14 protein-coding genes are annotated in these 16,527 nt (G+C 38.2%); 6 read left to right on the top strand and 8 right to left on the bottom strand.

Translation table 11 applies throughout. The features are described from left to right. The first annotated feature begins 20 nt into the window (after nucleotides 1-20). Nucleotides 21-1,025, top strand: coding sequence for a hypothetical protein (locus AC5YGI_RS16940; RefSeq protein WP_330746773.1), 1,005 nt, complete (start codon nucleotides 21-23; stop codon nucleotides 1,023-1,025). Nucleotides 1,026-1,240: 215 nt separating this feature from the next. Here AC5YGI_RS16940 and AC5YGI_RS16935 read toward each other — a convergent pair whose 3' ends face one another. Continuing rightward, complete coding sequence (locus tag AC5YGI_RS16935; RefSeq protein ID WP_330746772.1) at nucleotides 1,241-1,567, bottom strand: hypothetical protein; 327 nt, start codon at nucleotides 1,565-1,567, stop codon at nucleotides 1,241-1,243. A 502-nt stretch (nucleotides 1,568-2,069) separates the two neighbouring features. On the opposite strand from AC5YGI_RS16935, the gene AC5YGI_RS16930 reads away from it, so the two are divergent. From AC5YGI_RS16930 to AC5YGI_RS16915, 4 genes are all read left to right on the top strand, one after another. Continuing rightward, a complete protein-coding gene (locus tag AC5YGI_RS16930) occupies nucleotides 2,070-2,558 on the top strand; it encodes a hypothetical protein (protein ID WP_330746771.1) in 489 nt (162 codons plus the stop codon). A 143-nt stretch (nucleotides 2,559-2,701) separates the two neighbouring features. Beyond that, complete coding sequence (locus AC5YGI_RS16925; RefSeq protein ID WP_330746770.1) at nucleotides 2,702-5,731, top strand: SusC/RagA family TonB-linked outer membrane protein; 3,030 nt, start codon at nucleotides 2,702-2,704, stop codon at nucleotides 5,729-5,731. Between the two features lie 25 nt (nucleotides 5,732-5,756). Further along, nucleotides 5,757-7,160, top strand: a complete 1,404-nt coding sequence (locus AC5YGI_RS16920; protein ID WP_330746769.1) for a RagB/SusD family nutrient uptake outer membrane protein — start codon at nucleotides 5,757-5,759, stop codon at nucleotides 7,158-7,160. Beyond that, nucleotides 7,150-9,714, top strand: coding sequence for a S9 family peptidase (locus AC5YGI_RS16915; RefSeq protein WP_330746768.1), 2,565 nt, complete (start codon nucleotides 7,150-7,152; stop codon nucleotides 9,712-9,714). The genes AC5YGI_RS16920 and AC5YGI_RS16915 overlap by 11 nt, the downstream gene beginning before the upstream one ends. Before the next feature lie 77 nt (nucleotides 9,715-9,791). On the opposite strand, the gene AC5YGI_RS16910 is transcribed toward AC5YGI_RS16915, so the two are convergent. From AC5YGI_RS16910 to AC5YGI_RS16880, 7 genes are all read right to left on the bottom strand, one after another. Beyond that, nucleotides 9,792-10,913 carry an aspartyl protease family protein gene (locus AC5YGI_RS16910; protein WP_330746767.1) on the bottom strand — a complete coding sequence of 374 codons (1,122 nt, stop codon included), beginning with the start codon at nucleotides 10,911-10,913 and terminating at the stop codon, nucleotides 9,792-9,794. Between the two features lie 95 nt (nucleotides 10,914-11,008). Next, nucleotides 11,009-11,395 (bottom strand): hypothetical protein, encoded by a 387-nt coding sequence (locus AC5YGI_RS16905; RefSeq protein WP_330746766.1) that lies wholly within the window; start codon nucleotides 11,393-11,395, stop codon nucleotides 11,009-11,011. Nucleotides 11,396-11,586: 191 nt separating this feature from the next. Next, the gene (locus AC5YGI_RS16900) at nucleotides 11,587-11,973 is read right to left on the bottom strand and encodes a hypothetical protein (protein ID WP_330746765.1); all 387 of its coding nucleotides are present in this window, start codon (nucleotides 11,971-11,973) and stop codon (nucleotides 11,587-11,589) included. Nucleotides 11,974-12,350: 377 nt separating this feature from the next. After that, nucleotides 12,351-12,614 carry a hypothetical protein gene (locus tag AC5YGI_RS16895; protein ID WP_047433484.1) on the bottom strand — a complete coding sequence of 88 codons (264 nt, stop codon included), beginning with the start codon at nucleotides 12,612-12,614 and terminating at the stop codon, nucleotides 12,351-12,353. A 29-nt stretch (nucleotides 12,615-12,643) separates the two neighbouring features. After that, a complete protein-coding gene (locus tag AC5YGI_RS16890; protein WP_330746763.1) occupies nucleotides 12,644-14,155 on the bottom strand; it encodes a MauE/DoxX family redox-associated membrane protein in 1,512 nt (503 codons plus the stop codon). A 9-nt stretch (nucleotides 14,156-14,164) separates the two neighbouring features. Continuing rightward, on the bottom strand, nucleotides 14,165-14,338 hold the full coding sequence (locus AC5YGI_RS16885) for a hypothetical protein (protein ID WP_183037380.1): 174 nt from the start codon (nucleotides 14,336-14,338) through the stop codon (nucleotides 14,165-14,167). A gap of 8 nt (nucleotides 14,339-14,346) precedes the next feature. Then, entirely contained in the window at nucleotides 14,347-14,550 is a 204-nt protein-coding gene (locus AC5YGI_RS16880; protein ID WP_047433482.1) for a hypothetical protein, read from the bottom strand. A 287-nt stretch (nucleotides 14,551-14,837) separates the two neighbouring features. Here AC5YGI_RS16880 and AC5YGI_RS16875 point away from each other — a divergent pair, with 287 nt between their 5' ends. Next, nucleotides 14,838-16,508, top strand: a complete 1,671-nt coding sequence (locus tag AC5YGI_RS16875) for a helix-turn-helix domain-containing protein (RefSeq protein WP_123277880.1) — start codon at nucleotides 14,838-14,840, stop codon at nucleotides 16,506-16,508. The last annotated feature ends 19 nt before the right edge of the window (nucleotides 16,509-16,527 follow it).

The raw sequence follows: 16,527 nt of genomic DNA, 5'->3' as shown, positions 1-16,527 counted from the left end.
ACTTAATTAGTTGTCATATTATGTTACATGACTTTGTTATTCAGTTTTTTGAAAGAATTGAACATGAAACAGGTCCATTTGATAATGTTTTTTTTGATCCTGACTTTTATGATATTGTAAGAAGACACCCAAAAATAGTGAAGCAACCACTAATTGATATTTATAATATTTTAAGAAGACTCAATCAAGTTACAAGAACTACTATTTGTAATCAAATAAAAAACAGTAATAACATAGAGTTAATATGCTCTGGTGGCTATTCACCAGTTTTATTAGACAGCAATGTTAAAGGTTTAAAGAAATTATTAAGAGATTTTTTCTTGAATTTATATGATCAAGTGTTAGATGGAAATGCTTTTCGTGAAAAATTTAATACAACACTTTTAGAACATTTCAATAAATTTAGAAGGATTAATAAAAATACAACTCTTTGCCCAACCTGTGGAATTGGAGAATTAAAAATGGAAGAAAGCAAAACGCGTGACCAATATGACCATTTTTTACCAAAATCGTTATATCCATTTTCCTCAGTAAATTTTGAAAATTTAATTCTCTGTTGTAAAGAATGTAACTCATTTGATGTTAAGGGTGATAAAGATACTATAGCAATATCAACGGGCCATTTATTTTATCCTTTTGATTTAAAGCATCAAAAAATATCTGTATCATTTGACATAATTACTGATAACGCAAAACCTGAACAGATAGTTTGGGACATAAATTATTTCAGTCCTGATGGTAAGGTGGACGAAATACAATCCTGGCGGAATATTTATGATATTGATATTAGATATTCTGATTTTGCAAAGGGGAGAGTAGAAAAATGGTATCGCTTTTATTGGGAATATATTAATGATTCTGATATGGCTCATATGCCCGAAGAAGATAGAAAAATTGCATGTCTAAAAGCTTTAGAATTAGATGAAAAATTAAATCTATCATTTATTAGAAAACCTGTTTTAGACGGTTTTTTAAGAGGTTCTGTTTTAGCAAGAGCACAAATTGAGGCTAATGCTTATGTATGATAAAAAAGGTATAAATAAAAATAACAGAATTTCTACCCTATTCAGCGTTTGAGAAAGATTGGGGTTATAGGCAAAAATATGCTTAATAATAAAATTATTAGAAAACTGAAAAAAAAATTGCCGCAATCTTCAGCCTTTTATTACCAAGAGATTGGCAAGTAAAACAAAATCCTAACTTGTATGTTGGGATTTGTTCTTTATTTAATTATAGAATATTACTTCTTCATCACTTCTTCTCTGAATTTAATAACATCTTCTTCTGAAAGATTATCATAAATTTCAGAAAAGTCTACCATCGTATAACCCATTGATTCTGTAATAAGAACAATAGTTGCCATTGTTGACCTTTTCTTTCCACTAAAAGCACTATTTACTGTGGCTTTGGTCAGTTCTGAATTAGAGTTTGCAGCTATCTTATCATAACTATTAACTAAATCAGAATTATCGCTAGTTTTCGATAAAGAGCTCTTATTTTTACTGAGCATTTTACGCAAAGCAATCGCTGTTTTTATAATGATGATTTTTTCACTCTCCTTAATCATAGACGCAATTAAGCACATAATGAAAAATATTTTGGTATAGTTTTGTATACCGAAATGTTTTTTTTATCTTTGTAAAACAAGTTACTTAATTGTAATTTTGCGAACCTTCAAAAATATTAGAAGCTATTCGCTTAGAATCTCGCCTAAGAAAACTGCCAATTTTCAAATAACAACGAGAGGATAAGCAGAAAGCTCACGACCTAGGCGTGAGCTCTCTCTATCTGTTGTTATGGGTATGGCAGTACCTCTGGGCCGATATTGTAGAGTTCCACGCCGTTTTATTTCCAATGCTGTCCGATATTTTCTCTACATCCTAAGCTGCTTTTTGTAAATAATAGATTGCACGATACAATAGGCTTACAACCTATTGCGGCTTTAAAGCTTTCACGGGAACACAAATTCATTCATATTCACATTTGACCTTGTAGGGAGGAGCAGTATGCTTTGCCTTAGGTTTCTCCTACATGGTCTTTGAAAACTATTATTTACAGTAAAACAACCATTGAAAAACAAAAAGACAGCTGTTAGATCACTCAGAAAGAAACGTAAAAAACTACAGTGTATTGAAACTTTCTTTCAGACCCATGACCTTGTTACAGCCAAACAGATGCTCAGTTCCATCATGCAGTATGCAGTCAACGGAAAAGACTGGCTAAAGAAAGATCCTTCTGTCATTTTACAATTTCATCAATCATTGCGCATTTTCATTCATGAAGGTTATATGATCGGTAAAAAAATAAATAAATGGCAGGTAATTGCAGCGCCAGAAATCAGCTCACCCATGATGAAAGGTGCTCTGTCTGATAAAGAATACGAAAACCCACTGTTGGTTTTCAACAGAGCCTTTAAGGAATACAGCATTAAAAAGTATGATTATTTTATATCCGGCATTGTCTGTTTCTCACAGGAAATGTACAGGCATGGACCGGAAAGCAATCTGGTAAGACCTTATATCCATCTTTCAAAATGCTGGATGCAGCTTATCTTATGATGCAAAGAGGAGTACAAAAAAGTAATAAAAAAATAAAAACAAGTAACAGAAATTCATAAAAAAGCCCTTTTCCATACAGTTTGCAGACCTATAGAAAAGAGCACAATTAAGTCATTAATTAAATTAAAAACCTTTACAAATCTATGAAAAATTCCTATTACAATATAGGAGGCATTTTCTTTGGGCTTATGTTTACCGCTGTAAGCATTCATACAAAAGCCCAGACACGCACCATTTCCGGTACCGTAACCTCATCCGGCAAACCTCTTTCAGGAGTCATAATCTCCCGGGAGGGCAGTGACCAGGTTACCAGAACCGGAAGCAACGGAACCTATCAAATAGAGGTTTCAGCAGAAAATACCGTCCTATTGTTCAGACACCCTGATTATGCAGAAGAAAAATTCACACTTACTAATCAGAAAGTCGTTAATATCAGCTTAGAACAAAAAGTAAAGGGAATCGAAGAAGTTATTCTCAATGCTGGCTACTACAAGGTTAAAGACAAAGAAAGAACCGGTAGTATTGCCAAAGTCTCAGCAAAAGATATCGGAAATCAGCCTGTTTTGAATGTGCTCTCTGCGGCTCAGGGAAGGGTAGCGGGAGTGAATATTGTGCAGAATTCGGGAATGCCGGGAGGAGGCTATGATATTCAGATAAGAGGAAAGAACAGTCTTCGGGCTTTGGGGAATAATCCGTTGTATGTAGTAGACGGGGTTCCGGTAGGAGGAGAAATGGCTTCCCAGTTTTCAGGAGCGGTACTGCCAGCCAGCAGTATTAATCCCCTTAATAGTATTAATCCTGCGGATATTGAGAGTATTGAGATCCTGAAAGATGCGGATGCAACCTCGATTTATGGATCAAGGGGAGCTAATGGTGTAGTGCTGGTCACTACGAAGAAAGGAAAGAGCGGGAAATCCGGTGCAGGTGCTGGATCAGAATCCGCAATGGGAAATCTGGGATTAAATGCAGGGACTTCGTACGCGGTGAGTTCTGTGATTAATAACCTTACCATGATGAAGACTGGGGATTATCTCAGGATGCGAAGGCAGGCTTATCAGAATGATGGGATTTCTGCCTATCCGGCTAATGCCTATGATATTAACGGGGTGTGGGATCAGGGTAGGTATACCGATTGGAGGAAAGAATTGATCGGAAATACCGCTGATGCTTTTACTGCGAATGTTTCCTTAAACGGAGGGAATGAAAGAACAGGTTTTCTGGTAGGCTATGGGCACAATGAGCAGTCTACTGTGTTTTCAAAAGGGTTTAAGTACAAAGCGGATAATCTCTCTGCGAATATCAGCCACACCTCTGAAGACAAACGTTTTCAGCTCAGTGTTTCCAGCAGGTTTTCCCTTCAGAAAAATAACGTACTGAGTGAGGATATTACCAGACAGGCTTACCTGATGGTCCCCAATGCTCCGGCTTTGTATCTGCCGGATGGGAGCCTCAACTGGGAGAACAATACCTTTAACAATCCAGCAGGACTGTATAACAGCTCCTATTCTTATGAGAACAAGCAGTTTTTAACCAATATGAATGTGCAGTATGAACTGCTGGAACATTGGTTTCTGAAGTTCAGTGGGGGTCTTAATTACCAGTCTTTTGATGAAAGGTCATTAAAGCCTAATATCATGTATAATCCTTCATCCTATCAGGGACAGTCCAGTGCGAGTTCGCAGTCATATAGAAGTAATCAGGACCGTTTTTCTTTTATATTGGAACCTCAGCTCAGTTGGCAGATGAAGAAAGGAAAGCATGTTCTTGATGTATTGGCAGGGGCGACCTTTCAGGGGGATACAGGCAATCAGGGTTCTATGATCGGGATTGGATTTGAAAGTAATGCCTTCATAGAGAACATAGGAGCGGCAAGGACCAGGATTATTACCGATCAGATTAAAACGGAGTACCGCTATGCTGCTTTCTTTGGAAGGGTGAATTACCAATATGCCGGAAGGTATATCCTGAATGTGACGGGAAGAAGGGATGGAAGCAGCCGCTTTGGTCCCAGCAATAAGTTTGCGAATTTCGGGGCCGTGGGAGCGGCATGGATATTCTCTCAGGAAGGATTTTTGAAAAATAAGAAATGGCTGAGCTTTGGAAAACTTCGTAGCAGCTACGGAACTACCGGAAGTGATAATATTGGAGACTATGGGTATCTGGATACCTATGATCTCTCGGAATACCTCTATAACAATACAGCAGGGCTCAATCCTTCAAGACTGTATAACCCGGATTACAGCTGGGAGAAGACCACCAAATTGGAAGCGGCTTTGGAGCTGGGATTTCTGAAAAACAGGATTAACCTGACTACAGCGTGGTACAGGAACCGTTCTTCGAGTCAGCTGGTGGGATATCAGCTTCCTTCCATAACAGGCTTTCCAAGTGTACTGGCCAATCTGGATGCCGTCGTGGAGAACTCAGGATGGGAGCTGGAACTCTCCGGGAGACCTGTTTCAGGTGGAGCTTTTCAGTGGGAATCAAACGTTAATATAAGTTTTCCAAAGAACAAGCTGGTTTCTTTTCCGGGTCTTGCAGGGTCTACCTATGCCAATACCTATGTTATAGGACAGCCCATCACATCGGTAAAGGTATATCAGTATGAAGGAATTGATCCGGCTACGGGATTATACCGGTTCAAAGACTTTAATGGCGATGGCAAGATCACGGCTCCTGACGACAGGCAGGCTGTGGAGAATATCGGAGTTAGGTATTTTGGAGGCTGGAACAATACCCTTCGCTTTAAGAACTGGAACCTGTCGTTTCTTTTTCAGTTCGTGAAACAGAGAAACTGGAATTATAACAATATCATGCCTATACCGGGAACCATGAATAGCCAGCCTCAGGAGGTACTGGATGTATGGTCTGCTGAGAATCCCGGGGGAAGCTATATGCCTTATTCTTCAGGCAGTAATGGGATCAAGAATCAGCTCCATGTGTTTTTTATGAACAGTACGGCAGCGGTGTCCGATGCGTCATTTATCCGCCTTAAGAACCTGGAGCTGGGCTATCAGGTTCCGGTGAAAGGAACCTTTAAAAGTGTGAAAGTTTATTTTCAGGGACAGAACCTGCTGACCTTTACCAAATACTTCGGGCCTGATCCTGAGTTCAGGAATATCGGGTTCCTGCCGCCTTTAAAAACTTATTCCATGGGGGTGCTGATCACCCTGTAAATCTAAATGCTAAAAAAAAATAATAATGAAAAATTCTAAAATCAATATAAATCAATATCGTAAGGCGATAGTGTTCTGGAGGAACATGGGAATGATTCTGCTGTTTTGTATCCTTGCTTTCTCCTGTGAAAAGATGCTGGAAGTGGAAACGCCTTCCAATCAGATCGGAAAAGATAAGGTCTTTACAGATGTTCAGACCGCTAATGCAGCGCTGGCTGGGTTGTATGCAGGCTTAAGGGATAATTCTCCATTGTCAGGGGAGTCACTGGGACCTTTTCTGGGAGTCTATACCGATGATCTGGACTTTTATGCCATAACCGATACCAATGGAGTATTGGCGCTGTATCACAACCAGCAGACCGATACCAATTCTACGGTGTATTCGGTCTGGTCAACCGCATACCAGCATATCTATGCTGCCAATGCCATCATAGAAGGAATCAGAGCATCAGCCTTGCCGGGTAATGAAAAGAACAGGATAGAAGGGGAAGCTCTTCTGGCCCGAAGCATGCTTCTGTTTTATCTTCAGCAGGTCTTTGGACCCGTTCCTTACCCGGTAACGACAGATTATAAGGTTAACCAGTCTTTGTCAAGGGTAGAATCCGGGGAGGTGCTGTCAAGGCTGGAAACGGATCTTTCTTACTGTGCAGGGTTGCTCCCGGATCAGTATAGGGATGCGGAAAGGGTATATCCCAACCGGAAGGCAGCAGAGCTGATGCTGGCCAAAGTGTATATGGTAAGGCAGAAGTGGGCAGAGGCAGAGCAGGTGCTTAAGACCATTTCGGGAAGTCCGCTGTACAGTTTTCAGAATGACCTGTCGAAGGTGTTTCAAAAGGATTCAAAGCATATTATATGGCAGCTAAAGCCCGCGAATCCCGGTGATCCTGTGAAAGAAGCGATGGTGTACTACTTTTCAGGGGCAGCGCCTACAGGGTATGCGTTATCTGAAAGCCTCGTGAATTCATTTGAAGCAGGAGACCTTAGAAAACAGCTGTGGATGGCTGCGGTAACCGTGGGAGGGAATACGTGGTACAGAGCGGATAAGTATAAAAATATCACCATCAATGATACTGAAGATTCTATCGTCTTCCGTCTGGAAGAAGTATATTTACTGCTGGCAGAAGCGCTTGCTCAGCAGAATAAGATTGGGGAAGCATTGCAGTATATCAATCCGGTGAGACAGCGGGCAGGAATGAGTGCTTTAACATCAGTTCCAAAAGAGGTTTTGCTGAGTGAAATCCTCTTGGAAAACAGAAGGGAGTTCTTTACCGAAATGGGGCACCGCTTTCTGGACTTAAAACGCAATAACAGGCTCTCTGATGTACAGGCGGTAAAGCCCAACTGGAAAACTTTTCATAGTGTATGGCCCATTCCTCAGAAAGATATCCTCCTTAATCCTAACCTTAATCCGCAGAATAATGGCTATTAACATCAATAAACTGATTATTCTCTTACTTATTCTGCTGGGAATGGTCTGTTATGGACAGGCCCTTAGGGATTCATTGAAAGATGAAGGTTCTCAGTATTACAACATTGCCGTTAATAAAGTGTCGGATGACAGCAAATGGATCGTAGCCACAAAAGTGTACAGGAATAATTATGATACCGCAGTGGTACTGGCTGCAGGAAGATCAGGAGTAAAATCACTGGTTGGAACGCTGACCAACAAATACCAGTACTCTTTTGTAAAAGGCAATCAGCTGCTGGCATTGGGGCAGGGAAAAGCCCTGTTATGGAATCTTGCTACAGGAATGCAGAAAGAAGTGAAAACAGGCCGGGAGGGCAGTGATTCAGGAAGTATTATACAGAGCGGGATCATGGAGAAAGGACAGAAATATTTTGTGCAGACCAGTGACAGTATTCTCCATATCTACAATGCAAAATCTGAACTGCTGGAAAGAGTAGAGCGGGTGCAGTATTTCAGATTGAGTGGTTCAGTATCTGCATTGTATATTGTGAAAAAAGAAGGCCGGGAAAACCAGCTCGTAAGGTTTTCCGGTGATAAAGTGGAAAGAGTATATTCTGCATCCGGTATGATACGGAGCATGGAGGAAACACCTTCAGGAAAATTGATGATTCTTAAGGAAGAAGTGTCAAGTGGCGGTAATGCTGGTACAGAAAGTAAGTCTCAGAAAATTGTTTTTGTGGATACAGCGAACTTAGAGCTGCTGTATCCGGATATCGGAGAAATAAAGCAGGAGGAATACCTGCGGTTTACGGAAATACAGAAAGGAAAAGCGGTTATGATTACGGGAATGACGCATATTGCGGCAGAAAAAGGAACGGTGGATATCTGGTATGGAAATGACGGGAATCTGGAGGCTAAGCAGGAAGGTTCTTTTGTAAAAAGATATTGGATATGGAAAAAAGAAGAAACGGAGGTGATCAGGGTTCCCTCTGACCGTTTTTCAACGGTAGCAAGCCTGAATAACCCGGATTACTTTCTGATGTTTAACAGGGATGAACTTCAGAATTATTCCACCCTGTTTCCTCTGATTCATGGCTGGCTTTTTAATATGAAAAGGAATACGTATGAAGATCTGGGCATCATGCAGGCGGAGGTTTCAGTATCAGATCAAGGAAATCATTTTGTGTATAAAAATAAGCAAGGAATATGGATCTTGTTGGATACAGATACCTTAAATAGAGTGGTTCTTGAAAAAGAGGACCTGACAAAAGCGTATTTCAGTCCGGATGGCAAAACAATTTATTTTGAAAGCAGCAGTGATCTTTGGAGATATGAAATCAATAAAGGGAAGTTTACGGCACTTACTATCGATAAGGAAAATGAAGTAAGGGTGGTCACTAAAGATGAAACGGATTTATATCCTGAAACAGGTTATAGTTTCAGAAGAAGCATACTGGATGTAAATGCTCCGGTGCTTTTGTCAGTAACCCGGAAAGGAACCATAGAGAAGACTTTTTTGAAATGGTATAAGGGTCGTGTAGGAACACTCATGGTTTCTTCAGGCTCTAATATCACGTGGTATAAGACGGATGAAATGTTAAATAAAGCCATATATTTGGAAGAAAGCCTTCATAAGCCGCCCGGGATTGTTTATAAAGAGATCGGACATCCAAAAGGGGATGTTATCTTTCAGAGTAATCCACAGGATAAAACATCTGCTTTGATTAGGATGGAGACCATTAGTTTTAAAAATAAAGAGGAGATATCTTTAAAAGGGATTCTGTATTATCCGATTGGATACACAGAAGGGAAAAAATATCCGATGGTGGTACATATTTATGAAGTGCAAAGCAGAAATCCTAACCAGTATTTGTCACCACTCAATAATTTTCCGGTAGGGTTTTCTATTAAGAAGCTTCTGGAAGATGGATATTTTGTGTATCTGCCGGATATTGTAAACGGAGCATCCGGGGTAGGACTCTCAGCACTCGACTGTGTGGAAAGTTCTCTGGATGCTTTAGAGAATTATCCGGGTGTTGATCTTGGGAATGTAGGATTGATAGGGCATTCTTTTGGAGGCTACCGGACGAACTTTATAGCAGGACATTCCCACCGTTTTAAGACCTATATTTCCGGAGCTGGAGCCAGTGATCTGACCAGAATGTATTTTTCCTATAATGAAACATCATCGACTCCTTTTTACTGGCAGTTTGAAGAGGGACAGTATAATATGCATGCTTCTTTTGCAGAAAATAAGAAGCTGTATATGGATAATAATCCGATTGATAATGTACATCTTGTGAGTGCCCCGATGCTTTTATGGACCGGGATGGAGGATAAAAGGATTGTATGGGATCAGACGATTGAATTGTATATAGGATTGAAAAGAAATAAAAAGGATGTCGTGGCATTGCTTTATCCGGGAGAAGGACATGTTTTTACAACTGGTTCCTTGGCAGAGAAAGATTTGGAAATTAGGATACGGGAGTGGTGGGATTATTTTCTGAAAGGGAAGAAGGAGATTCCATGGATAGAGAAACAAATGAAAAAGGTATACAGTTTTAAGAATTACTAATTGGTAAATAAAACTAAAAGCTTCAGAATATTCTGAAGCTTTTAACATGATAAGTGCTGTTACGTGATTATATAATTCTAATGCAGATACTGTAAAACATCTTTTTTTTCTAAAGTGAATGTTTGATGAGATCCATTCTCTATGGTAATAGACTGATTTTGGTCAAGGAGTTCCTTTATTTTACAAAAGGTGTCGCCTGAGGCCTTTGTAACATCAGTGTTGTTGATTTTAATAATTTTATCCGTTAGTTTTATCTCTGATAATTGAGGAACTTCCAGTTTGTTAACAATAACAATGCTGTTGTCAACAGGAGCTAATGCGATTCCGAAACTTTGATATTGCGGCTTTTTTCCTTCATTGGCAAGAAGAATTTTTTTGCTGATAAAATCAAGGTCTACCAAGTAGTTTTCAATAAATTTTGTACCAATGAGATTAGGAGAATCTGAACTGCTGTCAATAATTTGAGGACCAAGTTGGGTATTATTAAGCTGGACTTCCATTAGATCAACCTGTCTTTGCCCTTTTACAATACTATTTAAGGATTGTGATAAGAGTCCTTCAAAAGTTAGAAAGTCTTTATCTTTTATTTTATCATACACCTTTTGATTCACTGTAAAGCCCATTCCTGAGCCGGTATCAAAAATGAATTCTATATTTTGATTTCTTATTTTAGCATTAAGTTTGGGAACACCCGTGAAACTTTCTTCAGAAAAAGAGATTGCTGCAACAGTACCAGATTGTTCCTGAGGTTTATCAAAGACTGTAATAGTCTTTGCCTTAAAGTCTATTCGCCAAACCTTATCCTTCATCATATTGGCACCAAAAATTCCACTGATCTTTTTGCATGCCCTGCCGCTCATCCAGCTGATGTCAGCAAATGAAAAATTGATGTTTTTCATTTTCAGATCTGCTATTTGGATATAATCTGTTGAGAAAACCTCCATCTTAGACTTTGCGTTATTTGCATCTACGCCTTCGAAAACAGTTGTACTTTTTTTTTCATTCAGCTGGTTTTTTAGCTCTGCTGAAATGATGGTAAAAGCTCCCGAATCAAAAATAAAGCTATGTCTATTATTTTTAATACTCACATCAACAACAATTTTTCCATCGATAAGCTCAAAAGGTATGGTCGTAGCGTTAAAAAAGAAAGGGGTTAGTGTTAATAGTAATATAAATAAATGTGATTTAATATTTTTCATTTTCTTATTTATCGGGGTGTCAGGCAAATATAATTAAAAAAATAAATAAAGGCTGCCATATGGGGGCAGCCTTATTGTTCATAAGCCTTGGTAAATTACCAGGTCCACTTGATACCTACTGAACCTGTAACAGTAGTCGAACCGGTTTGTGGATTCGTTGTTGTACTTACATTGGTTGAAAGTTCTTTCTTTTTCTTTCCTCTTGCAGCAAAAGCTGAAGGAGGCGTTGTATCCTGCATCTCAACAGGTATTTGTCCTAAGAATCCGATTGCCAGGCTGAATCCTGTTACTCTGATATCGACTAATTCTACTTCTTTTAAATACAACAGCTGTTCATCAGACATTTCAAAGCTTTCTGAAATGAATTCAACCGGATTGCTTGATACATATTCAGCAATTTTTAATCTCTCTTCAAGAGTTAATGTACTCAGTTCTTTTTGTTTTGCTTGCACTCCTTCAGGAGTAAATGGGAATTTGTTCATAATGATTTGGTTAGGTTAATTGGTTAATACTTAGTAAAGACTGGAAGAGCTCTTATCCTTTTTCTTACTGAAACAAAGATAGTTTCGCATAGCGACAGAACTCGTCGTGTTAAAAATTAAATGAAAAAAATTAGTTTTTTTTTGATAAAGGCTGTCATGCAGACAGCCTTTATTACAATAACAGTCATAGATTACCAAGACCACTTGATACCTACAGAACCTGTAACAGTAGTAGTACCAGTCTGCGGATTGGTTGTTGTACTTACGTTAGCTGAAAGTTCCTTCTTTTTCTTTCCTCTTGCAGCGAAAGCTGAAGGAGGTGTTGTATCCTGCATTTCAACAGGAATCTGTCCTAAGAATCCAATAGCAAGGCTGAATCCTGTTACTCTGATATCGACCAGTTCAAGTTCTTTTAAATATACCTGCTGCTCGTCAGACATCTCAAAGTTTTCAGAAATGAATTCAATAGGATTGCTTGCTACATATTCAGCAATTTTTAATCTCTCTTCAAGAGTTAATGTACTCAGTTCTTCTTGTTTTGCTTGTACTCCTTCAGGAGTAAATGGGAATTTGTTCATAATGATTTGGTTAGGTTAATTGGTTAATAATTTAAGTAAAGTTTGGAAGAGCTCTTATCCTTTTTCTTACTGATACAAAGATAGTTTCGTGTAGCGACAGAACTCGTCGTGTTAAAAATTAAATGAAGAAAATTTCATCTTTTTTTAAAAAAACTATCAACACGGCAGTACCGTAAAGTGGAAAGTGGAGAAAGAACATAGCGTAGATCATCGGTTGGGATTAGCAGCTATTCACTAAAAAAATTACCATACAATTCAGAAATAAAACCGCTGTTAAATGAAATGTGGCTGAATTATATTGTGATTCAGGCTTCTCAAAGTAATCCTAAATAATAAAAAGGATGCCTGTGGCATCCTCTTTTGTTAATTGATAGGGTTTACGGTAAAATTTCAAACAAATCTCCGAAGCACTGTGAGCCGCTCATTCTTTTTAAGTTGTGAGGGCCTGTGGCATCTGTGTACGTGCAGAGTACTCCTGTGTTAACTGTTTCACAGTTTTTAACGGCTACACAGGTAGGTTCTCCGAAATTGCCTACTCTGTATCCAATAGTAATCACTTTGGATGAACTTTCGATGGTTGATGCTAATGCACCTCCTGTGCCCATAATCACCAGGGCGGCAGGAATAAGAAACTTTTTCATAATAATTGAAGTTTTTGGTTAATGATTGCTTACTCTTTGTTCAGGTTTTCAGCTTCCCCTGCTGTAAAATATTTTACATTAGATGTTCGGTATCGGTAGCGGATCAGTTTTCTGCCGGCTATAGCATAGAGGTACTGATCGGTGACCATAATCTGAGAAACGGGTTTGTTATCAATACGATCTAAATAAAAGCTTCCGGTATATTCCTGTTTGTCCGTCCTGTAGATGTCAACAATCGTAGAGCTTTTCCAACGGTCTTTGCTTTCGTGTTTTCCCATGAGATGGGATTGATTAAAAAGGAAAGGACCATTAGCCGCTAAGGCAGCGTTAACCTTTTGAGGGCGGGATTTTAATTTTGTACTGCCATCCGCCAGAGTAACGGGCTCAACCTGCGCCCTTGAAATGGTATCAATGGTTTTGAATTTCTTGAGCTGAAGCTGGTCATTCATTACCAGGAATTGATTTCTGTAGGCATACATGTAGGTGATACGTTGGCTTTTTAAGTCAGTAACCAATTGGCCGTCCGCATCAAATATTCCATCAATCTGCTTTTCCAGCAACTGGTCATGTAAGGTAAATTTCGGATGACTATTGAGAGAAAGCAATCCTAATTCATATTCTCCAGTCTTACTGCTGCGTATTCTTACTGCGAAGGTTGAAGAATCAATAACGACAAGCTGATTAAAGTACACTTCGTTATAGCTGATGGTCCGGGCTGCCGGTCCTGTTAGTTTTCCTTTATAAATAACAGGAACACTTCCGTCATAGAGATAATAATCTGAATCTTTTACCCTTAATTGCAGGTTAGTGTAGGTGTGATCTGTCTGATCGGGATAGATATGCATGGTTTGTAATGCGTTAAAAAGATTATCCGTGGATGTCAGAGCCAAAGGGGTTGATTTGTTTCCCAGAAATACATTGAGTGTGTTATTTCCGGCAAAGTAATAATGTTCATTGTCAAGCTGTAATACTTTATCTTCAATCAGCGGATGGATAAGAAAACGACGGGTAAAATTATTTTCCTTTTTTATGGTGTATTCTGAACTGATATAAAGCAGAATGACTACAAAAGAGCTTGTCAGGATAGTCGCGCATAGTATTATATAAGCTTTATATCTGTTTTTTTGCTGGTTATGATAGATACAGATCAACGCAATAACTGCCAGGAGTACACATACAAGATTGAAAAAAAGATGCTCATCCCAGTCCATTTTTTCCAGAATACCCCCGCATGAACACGGAACAGACTCACTATAATGCAGGATCATATAGATATAAGCGGTGAAACTGGTCATTATCCCCAGAGAAAAGAATAAACCTGCAGGTCTTAAACGTGGAATCAGCAGCAGAATAACGATCAGTAATTCAATACTTATTACAGCGTAAGATAGCACTCCGGCATAAGCTGTCAGAATAGGAGACTGGGCAATCTGAACCTGAAAATTTTCAAAATCAAGAATCTTGCTTACCGATGCGTACATAAACAGCAGTACAAAAAAGTAAGCAGTTAATGTCGGTAGTTGTTCAACGAGCTTTCTCATGGTATTTTATTAGCATTGGTATAAAAGAATCCATACAACTTTTTGTCCGCAATATTCCGGCATTGTTGATTTCTCAGCAATAATGATTGTTGTGGTGAAAGTCCCCTTGTTTTTCCATAGCCCGCTGACCGGACACTTTTGTCCTGATCTTATTGTCAGGATTGGAATTGATGTATCATTCATTTCAATGGTTATTGGTTTGTAGGTTTCCAATGGTCGCGATCTTTAGGAGGATCGCTTTCCATATATTGTGTGCTGTCTGATTTTGCAGAAAGACTATTAATATTGAGATTATTCTCCTGAGGACCTTCGGCTGATACAGATTGATCCGGATGACAGGCATGCAGGATTATAGTGATGATAATTCCTGATGAAATGTAAATTAAGGTTTTCATAATCTGGGATTTAAAAATTAGTGATCCCGGCCGGTTTTTATTAGAATTCTGAGAACGAATTTAGAACATCGACGGACTGAAAAAAATGATGTTTGGACTTGATTTATAAATTATTGAGGTATGTTTTGTAAATTAAATCAAAATATAATATTGATTTAATGTTTTGGAAATCAATTTGTTGTGTTTTATTTTGATGATTGTTAAATTCCCTTTCTGTTGAAATAATTTTATTCCTGTTTCAATTTGTGTACTTTTGAATAATAATCATTGTATTTCAAAAATTTGTGATGAAAACTTTTTCTGTTTTGAAAAAAGCAATATTTTTTTTTGTATTTATTAGCATTTTAACGGATGGTCAGAAGTTTTCAGACTACAGGGCACGTTATGATAACTTTGATGAAAATGATGCCCGTGCACTGGAATTTGTTAATCCCTATATTAAAGAAGCTGGAAAAACAAATAACTACAAAGAATTATCACAGGCTTACAGGGATGCAGTCTACTTTAGCAAAGACAGAAAACTTGTTTACGCCGATAGTACGATATGGGCTGCATTATTGTCAAAGGATTCTCAAACAATCGGAAATGCCTATCTCACTAAGGGCAGTATATATTATTTCACGTTACGTAAATATCAGAAAGCCTTAGATGAATATCTAAAGGCCTGGAAATATCTAAAAAATTCTGATAATTCTTATCTCTACTACAAAAATCTCTATCATATAGGAGTGGTTAAAAGCTATCTGGGATATTACGAGGAAGCCCTTAATATCTTCTTACAATGCAGCAGATATTATAATAAACCCCATACTTCGGAAACACTTCCCAATCTTCGATATAACAGAAAGAAGGGCTACCTGAACAGCCTTAATCAGATGGGCATTTGTCTTGTCCTGCTTGGCAGGTATCAGGAAGCAGCAGTGCTTACAGAACAGGGTCTGGAGCAATCATCAAATGATAAAGATTTTGATCTGGAAAGGAGCTATTTTTATAAACTTAAAGCAGTGCTGGGTTATCTTAATAATAAGGATAAAGAGGCGTTGTCGGATTTTGATACTGCTATAGGAGCTATTGAAAAGATAAATGACTTTACGAATGCCTCAGTTATTTACTTTTTGAAAGGTAAAATTCTGTTAAGAAATAAAAAAGACGATGAAGGAATAGGTTTCCTTAAAAAAGTGGATTCTGTATTTCAGCAAAATAATTTTGTTTTACCAGCGACCAGAGAAACATATGAGCTGCTTATTGATTATTACAGAAATAAGAAAGATCATAAACAAGAACTTTACTATACTAGACAATTATTAAAGTTTGATAAAATATTATCTGCAGATTTTAAGTATCTCTCAACCAGGATTCATAAAGAATATGATACACAAGATCTGATGGAGTCAAAGAAAAAATTGGAAAATACCTCGTACTACGTTTATACCATAGCACTGCTTTCGTTCATCAGTGTTTTAGTGTTTTCTGTAGCAGGTTATTACAGAACAAGGAAAAAAAATAAAAAGGAAAAGGAGTATGTTCAACCAGATGAGGATGATCCTAAGCAGAGCAGTAGTGTCAAGACTTCCAGACTGCCTGAACATTTGGTGGAAGACATTCTAAGTAAGCTGCAGCAAATGGAAGAGAAAAATTTTTATCTTGAAAAGGGACTGACACAAAACCAGCTGGCCAAGAAACTGAAGACCAATACAGCATATTTATCTGCCATTATCAATGAGCATAAAGGCTGCAATTTTAATGCTTATATTAACCGCTTAAGAATTATATATGCAAAAGAAAGGCTTATTAACGATTCTCTATGGCGAAAATATGCGGTCGATGACCTGTCTAAAGAATGTGGTTTTTCCAACAGATCAAAATTTTCTAAATTGTTTCATGAAATGACTTCAATGAGCCCTGTTGAGTTTATCCAGAATATTGAGAATAGCAAAAATAATGATGGTACTGTTTAGGATTGATGAAAAGATGATT

The organism is Chryseobacterium sp. CS3K3.1, from assembly GCF_059515165.1.
Note: the sequence above shows the minus strand (reverse complement) of the source record. Positions and strands in the feature narration are given on the sequence as shown.

Coding starts and splice junctions, on each gene's coding strand:
- AC5YGI_RS16940 (WP_330746773.1), top strand. CDS start 21: ATGTTACATGACTTTGTTATTCAGTTTTTTGAAAGAATTGAACATGAA.
- AC5YGI_RS16935 (WP_330746772.1), bottom strand. CDS start 1,567: ATGATTAAGGAGAGTGAAAAAATCATCATTATAAAAACAGCGATTGCT.
- AC5YGI_RS16925 (WP_330746770.1), top strand. CDS start 2,702: ATGAAAAATTCCTATTACAATATAGGAGGCATTTTCTTTGGGCTTATG.
- AC5YGI_RS16920 (WP_330746769.1), top strand. CDS start 5,757: ATGAAAAATTCTAAAATCAATATAAATCAATATCGTAAGGCGATAGTG.
- AC5YGI_RS16915 (WP_330746768.1), top strand. CDS start 7,150: ATGGCTATTAACATCAATAAACTGATTATTCTCTTACTTATTCTGCTG.
- AC5YGI_RS16910 (WP_330746767.1), bottom strand. CDS start 10,913: ATGAAAAATATTAAATCACATTTATTTATATTACTATTAACACTAACC.
- AC5YGI_RS16905 (WP_330746766.1), bottom strand. CDS start 11,395: ATGAACAAATTCCCATTTACTCCTGAAGGAGTGCAAGCAAAACAAAAA.
- AC5YGI_RS16900 (WP_330746765.1), bottom strand. CDS start 11,973: ATGAACAAATTCCCATTTACTCCTGAAGGAGTACAAGCAAAACAAGAA.
- AC5YGI_RS16895 (WP_047433484.1), bottom strand. CDS start 12,614: ATGAAAAAGTTTCTTATTCCTGCCGCCCTGGTGATTATGGGCACAGGA.
- AC5YGI_RS16890 (WP_330746763.1), bottom strand. CDS start 14,155: ATGAGAAAGCTCGTTGAACAACTACCGACATTAACTGCTTACTTTTTT.
- AC5YGI_RS16885 (WP_183037380.1), bottom strand. CDS start 14,338: ATGAATGATACATCAATTCCAATCCTGACAATAAGATCAGGACAAAAG.
- AC5YGI_RS16880 (WP_047433482.1), bottom strand. CDS start 14,550: ATGAAAACCTTAATTTACATTTCATCAGGAATTATCATCACTATAATC.
- AC5YGI_RS16875 (WP_123277880.1), top strand. CDS start 14,838: ATGAAAACTTTTTCTGTTTTGAAAAAAGCAATATTTTTTTTTGTATTT.